Consider the following 15,014-nt stretch of genomic DNA (forward strand, 5'->3'; position numbering starts at 1 on the left):
AGGTGTTGCTGAAATCTCGTGTAGTCCCTTAAAGGAAATACTTGAGGTTGAACCCGACGTTGTCGCGGTCGCGAATCCCGTTGTTCTGCCCGCCGCCCCAAAAGTTGGTGTACTGCACCTCGGCTTCGAGCTTGTTCTGGTAGTTGGCCTTGATCCCCAGGGTGTAGGCCTTGCGCCCGTCGATGGTGTTGCCGGCCTGATAGCTGTTGCCCTTGAAGTCGTCCTTGTAGACGACGTAAGGCGACACGTTGACCCCGGCGTACACGTCGTTCCAGGTGCCGTTGAACATCACCGTGTAGCTGTAGGAGTTGCGGTTGACCTGATCATCACGATCACCGCCGGAGACATAAGAGGTGTTGCCGGTACCGGCGTAATAACGCGTGCTGCCGTCGTAGGCGGTGTATTGCAGACTGCTGCCGCGCAGATGTTCGGAGGCCAGTTCGAAGATGCCGAACATCGAGTCGAACGACAGCGTCGGGCCGAAGTTGTAGATGCTGCCCAATGAGGTGTTGAACGCCTCCACGCGCTCGGCGTTATTGATCTCGCTGTCGAGGGTGACCATCTGCCCACCAACGTTGACGGGCTTGCCGGTCACCGCCACAGCGGCGCCGTTGGCCAGGTCGCCGATCAGGTCGTTGGTCGCGGCGATGCCGATCGGCAGGTTCGGTCGATAGGCGATCTCACCGAACACCGATGCCTGGCCCAGGGTGGTATTGAAGCTGAAACCATACATACGGATGTCTTCGGCATAACGCCGATGCGCCTGAATGTTGCCCATCACATCGGCCGTCGCCAGACCATTCGCCAGCGCCCCGGCCTGACTGCCAGCGACGCTGGAGAGCATGTTGGTCAGCGCATTCATGTCGATGCCTTTGTAGCCACCGAGGTCAGCGGCAATGGTCGGTTCCTTGGCGTGGTAGTTGACCAGGTACAGGCCGAACTCGGTGCTGTTCAGCTCCTCGGCGATGTAGCGGAAGGCGAAGCCGAACTGCCCGTCGTTGCGCGCGTTGTAGTCCTTGCCGATCGACGCCACTTTCAGCGTATTGCCGTAGGCCGGGGTCACACCGTTGGCGTACAGGCCGGTGCTTTTCAGCGCCGGGCCGAGCAATGGGTTGTTGCCCAGTGCGCTGTACAGCCCAATGACGTTGCCGAACCCCGGCACCGGGGTATCGAGCGCGGTGCCGCTGAAGTTGTTGTAACCGGTGTTGCCGCCATCGGCAAACAGGTCGGTCTGCGAGTAGAAAGTGCCGACCGGGTCGATGCGGGTTTCCTTCCAGTTGGTCTGGTAGAAGCTCTCCAGGGTCAACGAATCGCTGAGGCCAATGTTGAAGCTCACGGCCTCCACCGGCATCAACACTTCCTTGACCTCGGCTCCCGGCAAACGGTATTTCGCCGCGTCGACCGGGTTGGTGGTGTTGATCCCGCCGCGATAGAAAATCCCCTCGCCCCAGTTGAACACCTGACGACCGACCCGCGCAGTGACCGGCATCTGCGCCACGTCCCAGTTACCGTAGACATAAGCGTCCAGCATTTCGATCCGGCTGCCGGCGATGTCGCGGGTCTGGCTGGTGAAGCGGTCGTCCTGCGGGTAACTCTGGCTCGGCTGCGACGGGTTGTTGTTGCGGTAGTAATCGTTGCGTTTGTCCATCAACTGGGTGTCGTAGAACGCCGTGCCACGCAGGAACATCCCGTAGTTCTGGTAGTTGGCCTCAAGCTCGGAAGTGATCTTGTACACCTCGGAAACCAGCCCGGTGTCGAAGTTGCGATTGCCGTCGTTGGTGTTGACGTCATCGTTGTTCTTGTCGCGGCCCTGCACCCGCCACAAACGGCCATAGGACAGGGTCGTGTCGATCGAGCCGGTGACCTGATTGTCCAGCACGCTGAACTCGGCAGCCTGCAGCGCATCCACCGCACAGAGTTGCAGCAGCCCTGCCAGGCCGACACCGGGCAGGGCCACGCCGGTGAGGCGCAATCGAGTGTTGATCATGGGTTCCTCCTTGTTCTTATTGTTTTTTGCGTGGCCGCGACGGCTACGGTGCCAACCCCGCGCGGACATAAATCCGGCTGTGCACGCCGAAATGCCCGAGCAGTTTGAACAGCTGCTGATTGAGTGCCGGATGCTCGAACGTCTCGCGCTGCACCTGATTGCCGCTGCTGAAATCACTGGTCACCGGGGCCGTTTCCAGCCACTGGCCGATGGCTTCATCGAACGCCGCCGAGTCCTCTACCGACTCGGCGCTGACCACGTCGCGCAGGTAGTCCACCGAGTACGGCGGATAGTGTTGGTCTTGAGCGACATCGGCGTAGGCCGCGAGCATCGGATGCGCCTGACCGGTGCGCAGCACGCGGCGCAACCAGGTCGACTGGTACTTCTCGATTTCCATATGGCGGGTGGCGACGCGCTCGATCGAGGCTTTTTTATCATCGGCAAAACCGGCCAGCGCCTTGCCTTCCAGCAGCAACAGACTCGGCAGTTCTACGCCGGGCAGCGGCTTGGCGTGATACGGCTGGGTCAGGTCCTGCACGTGGTGCGCGCCCCATCCGAGAAAGCGGTAACCCCAGTAGGGATGGCCAGAGGCAAATGCCAGTCGCGCCAGGCCCAGGTACTGATAGGCGCGCCAGTCCGGCCAACTGCGCTGAAGAAATCCGGCAGCGGCATACACCACCGCGCTTTCATGGAAGAAGCCCATGTGGAACGGCGCCTGCGAGCTGTACTGAAAACGCGCATCGCCGAACGGCTGCGGGCCGAAGCCATACAGCGCGCCGACCTCGCCGGGGTTGTCGCTGAACAGGTTGATGTCGTGACCGTAATCCGGCTCGTCGGCGGCGCTTGCCAGCACCGCCAGCGGCGCAACTTTTTCGCCGTCCGCCACGCGAATGAAACGCTGACGATTCCATGGCGAAAGCGTCTGCTCGACCATCACCTGATCGGCGCTGAGATGTTCGCGCTCGGGCAGGTCTTGACCCGGCAACGGCTGAATGACCATCGCCAGATGAATGTGCGGATTGAGTCGCAACGCGGTGAGAAAATCGTGGCGCAGATCGTCACTCGGTACGGCGGGCAGCTTCAGATTGTCGGGGCGCGGCGGGTACTGGGTGAAGTGTTCACGGGCGAAGTTTTCCTGTTGTTCCAGCAGCGCGACCACGGCTGGATACTGCTCGGCGAGAAAACGCTCCAGCGGCTCGACCTCGACCGGCGGCGCATCGCGCAGCGCCGGCAGTTCCTGCAACGCCAGATAGCTGCCCACCGTGTGGTTCGACCAGCCCCACGCCGTCGGGGCCGTTGCACAAAGCAGCAACAGGAGAAAGGTCAGCTTCATTGCTTTTAATTCTTATTGGAGGTGCCGTGGGGGTTGAGCCTAACAACCGCCCCCGGCGCTGACACTGTCCGATCTCACCAGAAAAAGTCTCCGATAGCGCCATATGCACAATAGCGAGAACACCACTGTTCCCTGTGGGAGCGGGCTTGCTCGCGAAGGCGGTGTGTCAGTTTGCACATGCAGTGACTGATACACCGCCTTCGCGAGCAAGCCCGCTCCCACAGGAGATCACCACCGTACTTTTAAGCGGGGTAACCGGTGATTTTGCGGATGCTCTGGTACAGCGGCTTGAGCTGGCGATACATGCGCAGGTACACCTCGTTGTACAAACGCTCATAGACCTGCTGCGCCTCGGGTTGCGGGGTGAATACCGTCCCGACGCGGGTCATCGCGGCGATCGCCGTGGGGAAATCCGCATACAAGCCCAGCCCCACCGCACAACAGATCGCCGCGCCCAGCCCGGACGCCTCATACACATGCGGACGCTCCGCCGGCAGACCAAAAATATTCGCCGTCAGCTGCATCGCCGCATCACTTTGCGAACCGCCACCGGCCACGCGCAGGCGCTTGACCGACACCTTCGAACGCTTCTCGATGTTCTCCAGGCCTTGGCGCAGCGCATACGCCAGTCCTTCCAGAATCGCCCGGTAAATGTGCGCGCGGGTGTGCACGTCGCCGAAGCCGATCATCGCGCCTTTGGCTTCGACACCCGGCTCACGAATCCCTGGCGACCAGTACGGTTGCAGCATCAGCCCCATCGATCCCGGCGGCACCGCGTTCACCAGCGCATCGAACAGTTGCTCGGGCTCGATGCCCTGCTCTTTGGCCTGCTGCATCTCGCGCAGGCCGAACTCGTTCTTGAACCAGCTGACCATCCAGTAACCGCGATAAATCATCACCTCGCAGTTGTACTGATCCGGCACCGCCGAGGGGTACGGCGGGATCAGCGGGACGATTTCCAGGTAGCGCGAGCGAGTGCTGGTGATGGTCGCCGTGGTGCCGTAGGACAGGCACACCGTGCTCGCATCGACCACGCCGGAGCCGACCACTTCGCAGGCCTTGTCGGCGCCCGCGGCAATCAGCGGCAGACCCTCGGGAATCCCCGTGTGACGGCTAGCTTCGGCGCTGATGTAGCCGAGGGTTTCGCCGGGTTTGTGCAAGGTCGGCAATTGCTCGGGACGCACCGCCAGCGCCTGCCATTTCCAGTCACTGGGCGCGGCCCATTTCAACCGTTTGAAGTCGAACGGCAGATAGCCGACGCAGCAACCCACCGAGTCGACAAAGCGCCCGCACAGACGATGAGTGAGAAAGCCCGAGAGCAGCAGAAACTTGTCGGTCGCCGCCCAGACTTCAGGCTGGTGTCTGGCGATCCAGTTGGCCTCGGCCTGAGCGCGAAAGTAATCCACCGTCGCCTGCGCGCCGACCAGTTTGAACAGCCAGCCCCACGGCCCTTTGATCCCGCCCTCCACTTCGCTCTGACGCTGATCGAGCCACAGAATGGCCGGGCGCAGCGGCTTGCCCTGAGCATCGACGTTGATCACCGTGCCGCGCTGAGTGGTCAGCGACACCCCGGCAATCTGCGAGCGATCAATCCCGGTTTGCGCCCACACCTGCTGACAGGCTTCGCCGAGTTTTGCCCAATAATATTCCGGGTCCTGTTCGGCCCAGCCCGGTTGCGTCGAGTAGTACGCCTGCAACTCGACCTTGCCTTTACCGAGCAGATTGCCCTGCAAATCGAAGAGCAATGCGCGCACGCTCTGGGTGCCGTTGTCGATCGCCAGCAGGTAGCGCTTGTTCGAGTGGTTATCCATGGCGCTCTCTTCAAGGGGCCTCAAGGCGTGGCATCCGGCAGGCCGTGGTGACGTTGCCACAACGCCCGGTAACGCTGCAGCTCTTGTTGCCAGTGTGCATCGTCCCAGCCCAGGCGTGGCTGGCAGAGTTGGCGGATGGCGGCGAAATGCGCTTCGCCACCGCGCACCAGCAACAGGCCCAGTCGGGTGCGGCGCAGCAACAGATCATCGAGGTGCAGAACCATTTCCGCCTCACAGGCGAAGGCCAGTTCTGCCCACAAGGTGTCAGTGTTGCCGACCGTTTCGCGGCCCAACTCGGCGATCAGCTGCGCCAGTCGCGGCAGGTCGCGACCGTGGCGTCCGGCCAGCCGTCGCCACTGTTGCGGGCTGAGTCCGGGAATCGTCAGCGGCGGCACCGGTGCGAACACTGGCGCGGCATCATCTTCGAAAGAGCGACCGAGCATATCGGCACAAGCCTTGAGCACTTCGATGGCTTGCGGGCGAAACGTTGTCAGTTTGCCGCCAGCTAACGTGACGCAACCCGGCTCCTGCCACAGCACATGTTCACGGGTTTCATTCGACGGTTTGCCTTGCTGTGCACCCGCCGCGCTGCCCACCACCGGACGTACGCCGGACCAGGTCGACAGCACATCGCTCGCCGTCACTTCGGCACCCGGAAATTGTTGCGTGCAGGCCGCCAGCAGATAGTCGAGTTCGTCGGCGCTGATGCTCGCGCTCTGATCCAGATTCTCGCGATGATCGAGATCCGTAGTGCCAACCACCGTCGCCCCTTCCCACGGAAACACGAACACTGGCCGACGGTCGCGCGCATGCAGAAAAGTGAAGGCCTGCGCCACCGGCAAACGCCAGCCCGGCAACAGCAGATGGCTGCCGCGCAATGGCCGCAACTGTCGTGGCGCTTCAGGCAACCGCAGGCGCTCAGCCCATGCCCCGGTCGCCACCGCCAACACGCCGCAACGCAATTGCAGCGATCCACCCGCTTCGCAGTCCTCGATCTGCACCCCACACACCCGACCGTTTTCGCGCAGCAAATGTTCGACGCGCACCCCGTTGAGCACTACCGCGCCATCGGCTCGCGCTTCGCTTAACACGCGCATCACCAGCCGTGCGTCATCGGTCAGCGCATCGACAAAACAGGTGCCGCCGAGCAGGTAATTTTCCTTCACCCCCGGCGCGAGAAAACGCAGTTGCTGCGCGTCATGAAAACGATGGCTGCGGCGTCCGGCCAACGCGTCGTAAACCGACAACAAGCCACCGAGCACACGCGGCCCGGGAAAGCCGCCGCGATAGTGCGGCATCATGAAACTCATCGGTTCCACCAGTCCCGGCGCTTCGTCGAGCAGACGCTGACGCTCGCGCACCGAATCGCGGGTCAGGCGCCACTGGCCCTTGGCGATGTAACGTAAACCGCCGTGGACCATTTTCGACGATCGGCTAGAGGTGCCCCAAGCGAAATCCCGTTGCTCCAGCAGCAGACAACGCCAGCCACGCCGTGCCGCTTCGCGCAGAATTCCGGCACCGCTGATGCCGCCGCCGATGACGATCAGATCCCAGCTTGCGTCGGCCAATGTCGGCAAGGTTTGCTGGCGCCACGCGGCGTTCCAGTCCGGGTGCATGGCCGTCACTCCTGCAACAGCGTGCCGGGGTTGAGGCGCCCGGCCGGATCGAAGTGCCTGCTCAGCGCCTGCAAAGTGTCCATCGCCAGCGCACCCTTCTCGCGCGGCAGGTACGGCGCGTGATCCTTGCCGACCCCGTGCTGGTGGCTGATGGTGCCGTGGTTGTCGACGATGGTCTGGCTGGCCGCGTGCTTGAGTGCCTGCCAGCGCGCCAGCGTCGCCGGATAATCCGCCGCCGGGCGAAACACGTAAGTGGTGTAGATGCTCGAGCCTTCGCCGTAGACGTGGGACAGATGGGTGAACACATGCACCCGCTCACCCTGCGCCGCCAAGGCATCGCGCAAGCTGTTTTCGATCAGGTTGAGCAGATTGTCGACGTTGCTCCAGTCGGTGGCGGTTTCCAGAGTGTCGACCACGTAACCGGCGTTCCACAGGTTCTCGCGCAGGTAGGGGAAACGGAAGCGGTTCTGCGCCCACTTCTTGCCGAGCAAGGTGCCGGTGAACACGCCGCCGAAAGCTTTCAGATGCTGCCGCGCCTGACTCAGCGACAGCGCGTTTTGCCGACGGTTGCCGGTCACGCCGAAGGTCAGCAGGCACTTGCCTCCACCGGCGCCGCGCAGGTTCAGGTACTTCTCCAGCCAAGCGATCTGCTGCGGATGACCGGCCAGCGCCAGTTGGGTTTCGGTCTCTACCGCGTTCGACAGGCGTAACATCGACAGCGGCACTCGTGCCTGGGCCAATTGGCGGATCGCTTGCAGCGCCTTGCTCCAACTGGGCAGGAACACCCCGTAAAAACGCTCATCGGCGGGCAGCGGACTGACTCGCACTTTGACCTCGGAAATGATCCCGAAACGCCCCTCGCAACCGAGCACCACTTCGCGCAGATCAGGCCCCGCCGCCGAGGCTGGGAAGGTCGGAATTTCCAATGGCCCGGCGAAGGTTTCCAGGGTGCCGCCGGCGAACAATTGCTCGATGCGCCCGTAGCGCAACGACTGCTGACCACTGGAGCGACTGGCCACCCAACCGCCCAGCGTCGACAACTCCCATGACTGCGGGAAATGCCCCAGCGTGTAGCCGCGAGCGCGCAGCTGACTTTCCACCTGCGGGCCACTGGCGCCGGGGCCGAACGTCGCCAACTGGCTGGCCTCGTCGAGGTCGATCAGGCGATTCATCCGCGCCAGCGACACCGTCACTACAGGTCGCGTCGAATCCGGCGGGTTGATGTGCCCGGCCACCGAGGTGCCACCGCCGTAGGGAATCAGGCACAGGTCCTGCTCATGGGCGAGCGCCAGCAATTGGCGGATCTGCTCTGCAGTTTCGGGAAACGCCACCGCATCGGGATAGTTGCCGAGCGCGCCTTCGCGCAACGCCAGCCAGTCCGGCAGACTCTGGCCCCGGGCGTGCAGCAGACGATCATGGACGTCGACGCTGTACAAGGCGTGCGCCGCCAGCCGCGAGAACGGCACCCGCGCCAATGCCAACTCCAGCGTGGCATCGGGCAACACGTGCCCGGCCCCCAGTCGTTCATGGAGAAAACTCACGCCCTGAGCCGGCAGCTCGACCACCGTTGTTGCCTCTCCCCAGCCGTTCCAGCGTCGCATGCGTGTGTCCTTCTTATGCAGTCTGATCAGTGATGTGGCAGGCCTCCATACTAGTCAGCGGCCGCAAAGTGTCACGGTCGCATCCGGCCAGTTCGAGTAGCCAATTGAGTCAAACGTCGCGCAAGTGCCAGCCATTTACTTTAGTCGGGGTTTCAAATTACCTTTCAGGCATTCATTCGCTCACGCAGGCCTTGATCAAGGGATTCGGATCATGCAATCGCTCGGCTTCACCTCGGTTCCGCCGCTGCTCAAATACGTGCGCCATGCCGAGCAGCTGGGCATGGCCATCGAGCCGGCGCTGGCGGCAGCCGGATTGCAGGCGCAGCAACTGAGCGACAACAGCCTGCGCCTGCCGGGCGAAACCCATGAGCGCCTGCTCGATTATTTCTGCGAGCACTCGGGCGATCCGCTGTTTGGTCTCAACGCGGCCAATTTCGTCCTGCCCAACTCCTGGAGCGTGCTCGGTTACATCACCATGAACTGTGCGACCCTGGGCGATGCCATGAGCCGGATCATGCCGTTCGAAAAACTGGTGGGCGACATGGGCGTCAGCCGTGCCGAAGTGCAGGACGGCCACGTACACCTGATCTGGACTTGCCGCTACGAGCGTCCGCGGATTCGCCGGCATCTGGTGGAAAACGTTCTTGGCTCTTGGCTGCAATATGCCCGCTGGATTGCCGACACACAGATGTCGCCCGCCGCCGTGTGGCTGGAACATCCGCGCCCACCAGACGCCAGTCAGGCGCAATACGAAGCGTTTTTCGATTGCCCGGTGCTGTTCGAGCAGGCGTATTCGGCGCTGATCGTGCCGCTGGCGTATCTGCAATTACCGCTGCGCCAGGCCGATGCGCAGTTGCTGCGCACCCTGGAAGAACACGCGATGGGCTTGATGGCGACGCTGGAGGATGCGTCGCTGGAACAACGGGTCAAAAGCATCCTGCGCCAGTTGCTCAAGGAAGGTTTGCCGCGCAAGGAACAGGTGGCCGAGCAGCTCGCGGTGTCGGTGCGCACGTTGCAACGCCAGTTGCATCAGGCGGGGACGTCGTATCAGCAGATTCTTGATGACTTGCGTCAGGAGCTGGCCGAGCATTATTTGCTCAACAGCACCTTGCCAATTCAGGACATTGCGCAGTATCTGGGGTTTACCGAACCACGGTCGTTTCATCGTACGTTCAAGAGCCGGCGCGGGATGCCGCCCGGGGAGTTTCGGCAGATGCATCGCGGGTGATTATTCTGGCCTCATCGCTGGCAAGCCAGCTCCCACAGTGACCGGGTCGTACACAAAATCTGCGGCTCGCACATAACCCTGTGGGAGCTGGCTTGCCAGCGATGGCGCCAGTGGCCACACCAAAAACCCGACAGACAATTCCTCAATTTCAGCAACCCAATAAACCCACTGCAATCCCCGTGTTTAAAGACACTCAGTGTTACGCCCTACTGCCTACAAATCCTTGCGCCACTGCCTACGGCTACGCCAGAATCCGCCGGCTTGTGCGCCCCGGAGGCCGTCGGTAACTTGAGTCCGTCACTGATTTCCAGTGATCGGGTTTAGTAGCCCGAGGTTCTTCCAGGGTGCATTGCACATCAAACAGTCAGGCATTTTCCGTCTGCGCTCTATGGTGGCTGTGCGCAGGGCGCTTTCGAGCGCGCCGGTTCCCTGGGTCCCCGGTCTACTAACCTGCGCACAGCTGCCACCTCTTCTTATTAGTAGAGAAGCGGTGATGGCTCCTACTTCAGGACCCAAAATCATGTTCAAAGTTACGCCCAACCCGCCGCCCACCGACGCGGCCTCCCCCTATGAATCCCCCGAATCAAGGAAATTCCACGAAGCCGCCGAGCGCGCCCTCGACCACTACCTCGGCCCACCGAGGCCCGCGATCATGGCCACCCCGTACCAGCCCAATCGTCTCTACATGGCCAATCCGGCCAGCGGCACCGAACCGTTGCTGGCCGACGCCTGCGAATCCCTCGGCTCGGCCACCGTGATGCTCAACGACTTCGCCGGGCTACTGGAAGGCTCGCACCGCAAGACTCTGCAAGGCATCGCGCAAGTAGTGATGGTGGCGGAGATCGCCGTCAACCGGGTGCTGGACAAGTTAGTGCCGACCGAATAAACGAAAAAGCCCGCGGCCAGACCTTGATGGTATGGCAGCGGGCTTTTTTGCCTGTCTCGAATCAGACACTGATCGCGTTGGTGAACACCAGTCGATTACCAAACGGATCGGCAATGGTCATGTCTTGACTGCCCCACGGCATCGCCTGAATCTGTGGGTGCGAGAATTTATATTCCTTGGCCATCAGTTGCTGCTGAAACGCCTCCAGCTCATCGGTCTCGATGCGCAACGCCGAGCCAGGCGTCGCATCGCCATGATGCTCGGACAGGTGCAGCACGCACTCGCCACGCGACACCTGCAGATACAGCGGGAAGTTCGCTTCGAAGCGGTGCTGCCAGTCGATCTTGAAACCGAGGAAGTCGACGTAAAACTCCAACGCCTTGGCTTCATCGAAGATCCGCAGGATCGGGGTGGTTTTGCCGAAGCTCATGGGGTGCTCCCTGACTGGTTGGCCCAAGAGTTTAGCTGGGCTGGATGTCAGCAATTCGGCTTGGCGGTGGCTTTCTTTAATTGCAATGTGCCACCACTGTGACGTACTCCGCGAAACGTCAGCGAAAGTTGTTGCGCAAATCCCCTTCCCGCGCGAGAAACCGCCCTTCCCGACGCCCATTCGCCAGCCCGTCGCGATAGCTCAACACGCCATTGACCCACACCCCGTCAATCCCCTGCGCCGCCCGCTGCGGATCATGGAAATCCGCCACATCTCGCACCGTCAAAGGATCGAACAGCACCAGATCCGCCCAGTTTCCCTCGCGAATCTCGCCGCGCTCTTTCAAGCCAAATCGCGCTGCCGACAGACCGGTCATCTTGTGCACGGCGGTGTGCAACGGAAACAGCCCGACATCACGACTGAAATGTCCGAGCACCCGTGGGAAAGCGCCCCACAGGCGTGGATGCGGGAACGGGTCTTCCGGCAGTCCGTCAGAGCCGACCATCGACAGCGGATGCGCGAGGATTTTTCGTACATCCGCCTCGTCCATGCCGTAGTACACCGCGCCCGCCGGTTGCAGGCACTTGGCGGCTTCGAGCAGTGGCACGTTCCATTCGGCGGCGATGTCGATCAGGTCGCAACCGCTGACTTCGGGGTGCGGCGTCGACCAGGTGATGGTGATGCGGTGGGCGTCGGTGACTTGCTTCAGATCCAGCGTCGAAGAACTCGCCGCGTAGGGATAGCAATCGCATCCTACGTGCTGGGTTTTCGCTGCTTCCTCCAACGCCGCGAGCAACTGCGGACTGCGCCCCCAGTTACCGACACCGGCGCATTTGAGGTGGGAAATGATCACCGGTGACCGCGAGTGGCGGCCAATGCTGAACGCTTCGTCCATCGCCTCCAGCACCGGTTCGAATTCACTGCGCAGGTGGGTGGTGTACACCGCGCCGAACGCGGTCAGTTCTTCGGTCAGCTGTTTGACCTCATCGGTGGAGGCGCTAAAGGCGCTGGCGTACGCAAGGCCTGTGGATAAACCGAGCGCGCCGGCCTCAAGGCTTTCACGCAACTGCTCGCGCATCGCGGCGATTTCGTCAGGCGTGGCGGTGCGCAACAGGTCGTCGAGGTGATTGCTGCGCAGTGCGGTGTGGCCGATCAGTGCGGCGACGTTCAGCGTGGTGTTCGCCGCTTCGACGGCGGCGCGGTAATCGCTGAAGCGTGGGTAAACGAATGCGGCAGAGCTGCCGAGCAGGTTCATCGGGTCCGGCGGATTGCCTTTGAGACTGACCGGCGAGGCGCTGATCCCACAGTTGCCGACAATCACCGTGGTCACGCCCTGGCTGAGCTTGGGCAGCATTTCGGGCTGGCGGATGACCACGGTGTCATCGTGGGTGTGCACGTCGATGAAACCCGGGGCGAGCACGCGGCCGGCGGCGTCGATTTCTTCGGTCGCACTGGCGTCGCGCAAGTCGCCGATGCGTTCGATGCGCCCGTTGAGAATCGCCACATCAGCGCGGTAGCCGGGGGTGTTGCTGCCATCGATGACGGTGGCGTTGCGGATCAGCGTGTCGTACTGCATGTCTGTCTCCCGGCGGGAGTCAGCGTCAACTCCTGCCCTTGATCAAATGGTGATCGAAGCCTTGCTCCACCAGATACCGCCAGGCTACCTGAACCTCTTCGGGGATCGCCTGTTCGACCTGAAAACCCAACGCAGGGTAAACCATGATGCGGTGCACATCGCCGACCATTTCGTCGATCAGGCCCAGCACCCCGATCAGGTTGCTGACGTCATCAGGAAAATCGAACGACGGCGCATCCACAAAGGCTTCCAGTCCGGGCCACTGCACGGGCAGGGTCAACGCCACGCGCCGGATCGAATTGGGTTTGGTCAGAAACGTCGCACGACGCACGTCGGGAAACATCGCTCGGGCAAACGCGATGTTTTCGGCAAAGTTGGTCGCGCGGGTTTCCAGGGTGAACTGCTGCGCCGTCACCCCTTGCGCCAAGGCGCGTTGGGCAAAAATATCGGCTTCGGAGCGTTCCCACAAATGCCTGGTCCAGTTGCCGGTATTGCCGGTGAACAACAGGTGGGGTGCCACGCCGTCTTTCAACAGTTGGCAAGCGTAATCGCAGACCCGCAGGTCGTAGGAGCCGCAGACCACAATCAATTCACAAGCGCTGTGTTGGCGCCCCGCACCGAGGAATTTCCAGAGCACGCTGGCGTGCTGCAACGTCAATGTCATGACCGGGCAAACCTCTGGGTCGGGTGCGCGTTGATGAACAGCGCTCCATCGGCATAACCGTGCGCGCCCCTGCCGTCGAGCCTAAGCGCAAGCCGAGTGAAATCGGCATACACACCTGCGGCGCCATGCGCGGTCAGCGTCGGGTCGTCGCCAATGCCGATACACAGCGCACCGCTGCTGACCGCCGACTGCACGCCGCTGACAGAGTCTTCGAACACCAGGCATTCATCACTTTGCCGACCCAGTTGTGCCGCCGCCAGGCGATAGGGATCGGGGGCCGGTTTGCCGCTGCGTACGTCGTCGCGGCAGATGATGCTGTCGAACGCCGACATCAGGTCGTGTTGCTGCAGAACGTGGTCAACCCGCGCCCGCCAACTGCTGGTGACCAGCGCCAGGGGCACGGCGTGCTCGCGGAGTCGGGCGATCAACGCCGCGACGCCCGGCACCAGCGCACAGTTCGTCACCTGCTCGATGGCGTCGACTTCACGCTTGATCGCCACCTGCTGCGCTTCGCCAAACTCTGCGAACAAGGTCTTGAGGGTATAACCGCCGAGACGGCCATGGATGTGCTCGTCGATGAAATCCTGATCGACGCTGACCCCGTACTCGCGCGCCACGGTGGTCCAGGCGTGTTCAATCACCTCGCGCGACTGAATGAGCACGCCGTCCATATCAAAGCAGACGGCTGTAAACGTTTGTTGAGCCATGAGTTGAACTTCGCATTTTCTGATGAGCAATGAACGCCAGCACCGTTCCGACCAACGCGAACAGCGCCATCACGTAGTAGGACCACTGCGGCCGGGTCTGGTACAGGTAGCCGGCGAAAGGTGTGGCCAGGCCCATGGGCAAGGCCACCGCCAGGGAGTAATAGACCCCTTGAGTAAAGACCTGAATATCCGGCGGTGCCTGGTCGCGGATAAAGCGCATGATCGCCGCGTGGTAGGCGGCAAAACTCAGCGCGTGCAGGCACTGGCCCAGAATGATCATCGACACCGCATCGCTGTTGGCAAACAGCGCCCAGCGCAGCGCCGCACACACGCTGGAAAACATCACCAACGACAACGGCGCGCAAAACGCCAGGACTTTGTTGGACAGCGCGAACCAGGTGATTTCCGCAATCACGGCCACCGCCCAGAACATGCCGATTGCCGAGGAAGAAAAACCCTTCACCCCCCAACCAATCGAAGCCGTGGAAAAGTACAGGGTGTGACTCAGTTGAATGAAGCTGGCGGCAGCAATCGCAATCAGCAGGCTTTTGTGCGCCAACAGAGCTTTCCAGTCAGGCCGTTTGCGCGTCGGACCGGACGGCGCCAGATGCGCCCGCGACACCTGGCGCTTTAAACGCAGACACGCCACAGCGGTGATCAACATGCTCGATGCGATCACCAGCGGCACCCACGACTGGCTGTACTGCGCAAACAGAAAACCACCGAGGGTCGAGGTCAGGATAAAGGCCGATGAGCCTACCGCCCGCACCCAACCGTAATTCTGCAGGGCCAGTTTGTCGCGCTTGAGCAGATAGGACTCGGACAGCGGCAACACCACCATCCATACCCCTCCAAACAGCACACTCAGGCACACGAACATCCATAAGTGCGCCGGGATGAAGTAGAACAGCAACGTACATAACGCGGCGGTAACGCTCAGCACAGCGGCGAGCCGCAACTGATCCACGCGCCAGTCGGCCACATAGGTGATCAGCACCCCGGTCACCACCTGCGGCCAATACGCCGCGGCGATCAGCAAGCCGATTTCACTGGCACTGAAGCCCAGGGAATCCAGCCAGGTCGGCCAGAACGGATAGATGATCCCTTCCGCCGCAAAGAACCCGAAAAAGATTAAATACATTCGTCAACCATACGCCTGACACTCCAGAAGCAGG

Annotated in this window: 12 protein-coding genes; 2 read left to right on the plus strand and 10 right to left on the minus strand. The window is 61.9% G+C overall.

Annotated elements, in window-relative coordinates; genetic code table 11:
* Nucleotides 1-28 precede the first annotated feature (28 nt).
* The 5 genes from QRN61_RS12915 to QRN61_RS12935 all read right to left on the minus strand — a co-directional run bounded on the left by QRN61_RS12915 (nucleotide 29) and on the right by QRN61_RS12935 (nucleotide 8,348).
* Nucleotides 29-1,987 (minus strand): DUF1302 domain-containing protein, encoded by a 1,959-nt coding sequence (locus QRN61_RS12915; RefSeq protein ID WP_285373947.1) that lies wholly within the window; start codon nucleotides 1,985-1,987, stop codon nucleotides 29-31.
* A gap of 43 nt (nucleotides 1,988-2,030) precedes the next feature.
* Entirely contained in the window at nucleotides 2,031-3,320 is a 1,290-nt protein-coding gene (locus QRN61_RS12920) for a phospholipase C/P1 nuclease family protein (RefSeq protein ID WP_285373948.1), read from the minus strand.
* Between the two features lie 242 nt (nucleotides 3,321-3,562).
* Nucleotides 3,563-5,131 (minus strand): FGGY-family carbohydrate kinase, encoded by a 1,569-nt coding sequence (locus tag QRN61_RS12925; protein ID WP_135294918.1) that lies wholly within the window; start codon nucleotides 5,129-5,131, stop codon nucleotides 3,563-3,565.
* Nucleotides 5,132-5,151: 20 nt separating this feature from the next.
* Nucleotides 5,152-6,747 carry a glycerol-3-phosphate dehydrogenase/oxidase gene (locus QRN61_RS12930; RefSeq protein WP_285373950.1) on the minus strand — a complete coding sequence of 532 codons (1,596 nt, stop codon included), beginning with the start codon at nucleotides 6,745-6,747 and terminating at the stop codon, nucleotides 5,152-5,154.
* A 5-nt stretch (nucleotides 6,748-6,752) separates the two neighbouring features.
* Nucleotides 6,753-8,348 carry an FAD-binding oxidoreductase gene (locus QRN61_RS12935; protein ID WP_285373951.1) on the minus strand — a complete coding sequence of 532 codons (1,596 nt, stop codon included), beginning with the start codon at nucleotides 8,346-8,348 and terminating at the stop codon, nucleotides 6,753-6,755.
* Nucleotides 8,349-8,559: 211 nt separating this feature from the next.
* On the opposite strand from QRN61_RS12935, the gene gliR reads away from it, so the two are divergent.
* Both gliR and QRN61_RS12945 read left to right on the plus strand, forming a co-directional pair.
* Complete coding sequence (gene gliR / locus QRN61_RS12940) at nucleotides 8,560-9,576, plus strand: AraC family transcriptional regulator GliR (protein WP_285373952.1); 1,017 nt, start codon at nucleotides 8,560-8,562, stop codon at nucleotides 9,574-9,576.
* A gap of 520 nt (nucleotides 9,577-10,096) precedes the next feature.
* Nucleotides 10,097-10,462: a DUF6124 family protein gene (locus QRN61_RS12945; protein WP_027614134.1), complete on the plus strand. Its 366-nt coding sequence runs from the start codon at nucleotides 10,097-10,099 to the stop codon at nucleotides 10,460-10,462.
* A 61-nt stretch (nucleotides 10,463-10,523) separates the two neighbouring features.
* Here QRN61_RS12945 and QRN61_RS12950 read toward each other — a convergent pair whose 3' ends face one another.
* From QRN61_RS12950 to QRN61_RS12970, 5 genes are all read right to left on the minus strand, one after another.
* Nucleotides 10,524-10,892 carry a glyoxalase superfamily protein gene (locus QRN61_RS12950; protein WP_095139854.1) on the minus strand — a complete coding sequence of 123 codons (369 nt, stop codon included), beginning with the start codon at nucleotides 10,890-10,892 and terminating at the stop codon, nucleotides 10,524-10,526.
* A gap of 118 nt (nucleotides 10,893-11,010) precedes the next feature.
* Entirely contained in the window at nucleotides 11,011-12,468 is a 1,458-nt protein-coding gene (locus tag QRN61_RS12955) for an N-acyl-D-amino-acid deacylase family protein (RefSeq protein WP_285373954.1), read from the minus strand.
* Nucleotides 12,469-12,493: 25 nt separating this feature from the next.
* Nucleotides 12,494-13,132, minus strand: coding sequence for a YdcF family protein (locus tag QRN61_RS12960; protein ID WP_027614137.1), 639 nt, complete (start codon nucleotides 13,130-13,132; stop codon nucleotides 12,494-12,496).
* Entirely contained in the window at nucleotides 13,129-13,839 is a 711-nt protein-coding gene (locus QRN61_RS12965; protein ID WP_285373955.1) for an HAD family hydrolase, read from the minus strand. The genes QRN61_RS12960 and QRN61_RS12965 overlap by 4 nt, the downstream gene beginning before the upstream one ends.
* Complete coding sequence (locus tag QRN61_RS12970) at nucleotides 13,805-14,980, minus strand: MFS transporter (protein WP_183786106.1); 1,176 nt, start codon at nucleotides 14,978-14,980, stop codon at nucleotides 13,805-13,807. The genes QRN61_RS12965 and QRN61_RS12970 overlap by 35 nt, the downstream gene beginning before the upstream one ends.
* Nucleotides 14,981-15,014 lie beyond the last annotated feature (34 nt).

Origin of the sequence: Pseudomonas sp. lyk4-TYG-107 (assembly GCF_030209055.1) — a bacterium.
Taxonomy (GTDB): domain Bacteria; phylum Pseudomonadota; class Gammaproteobacteria; order Pseudomonadales; family Pseudomonadaceae; genus Aquipseudomonas; species Aquipseudomonas putida_A.

Bases quoted from the DNA above. Each gene is read 5' to 3' on its own strand.
- QRN61_RS12915 (WP_285373947.1), bottom strand. From the start codon at position 1,987: ATGATCAACACTCGATTGCGCCTCACCGGCGTGGCCCTGCCCGGTGTC.
- QRN61_RS12920 (WP_285373948.1), bottom strand. From the start codon at position 3,320: ATGAAGCTGACCTTTCTCCTGTTGCTGCTTTGTGCAACGGCCCCGACG.
- QRN61_RS12925 (WP_135294918.1), bottom strand. From the start codon at position 5,131: ATGGATAACCACTCGAACAAGCGCTACCTGCTGGCGATCGACAACGGC.
- QRN61_RS12930 (WP_285373950.1), bottom strand. From the start codon at position 6,747: ATGCACCCGGACTGGAACGCCGCGTGGCGCCAGCAAACCTTGCCGACA.
- QRN61_RS12935 (WP_285373951.1), bottom strand. From the start codon at position 8,348: ATGCGACGCTGGAACGGCTGGGGAGAGGCAACAACGGTGGTCGAGCTG.
- gliR (WP_285373952.1), top strand. From the start codon at position 8,560: ATGCAATCGCTCGGCTTCACCTCGGTTCCGCCGCTGCTCAAATACGTG.
- QRN61_RS12945 (WP_027614134.1), top strand. From the start codon at position 10,097: ATGTTCAAAGTTACGCCCAACCCGCCGCCCACCGACGCGGCCTCCCCC.
- QRN61_RS12950 (WP_095139854.1), bottom strand. From the start codon at position 10,892: ATGAGCTTCGGCAAAACCACCCCGATCCTGCGGATCTTCGATGAAGCC.
- QRN61_RS12955 (WP_285373954.1), bottom strand. From the start codon at position 12,468: ATGCAGTACGACACGCTGATCCGCAACGCCACCGTCATCGATGGCAGC.
- QRN61_RS12960 (WP_027614137.1), bottom strand. From the start codon at position 13,132: ATGACATTGACGTTGCAGCACGCCAGCGTGCTCTGGAAATTCCTCGGT.
- QRN61_RS12965 (WP_285373955.1), bottom strand. From the start codon at position 13,839: ATGGCTCAACAAACGTTTACAGCCGTCTGCTTTGATATGGACGGCGTG.
- QRN61_RS12970 (WP_183786106.1), bottom strand. From the start codon at position 14,980: ATGTATTTAATCTTTTTCGGGTTCTTTGCGGCGGAAGGGATCATCTAT.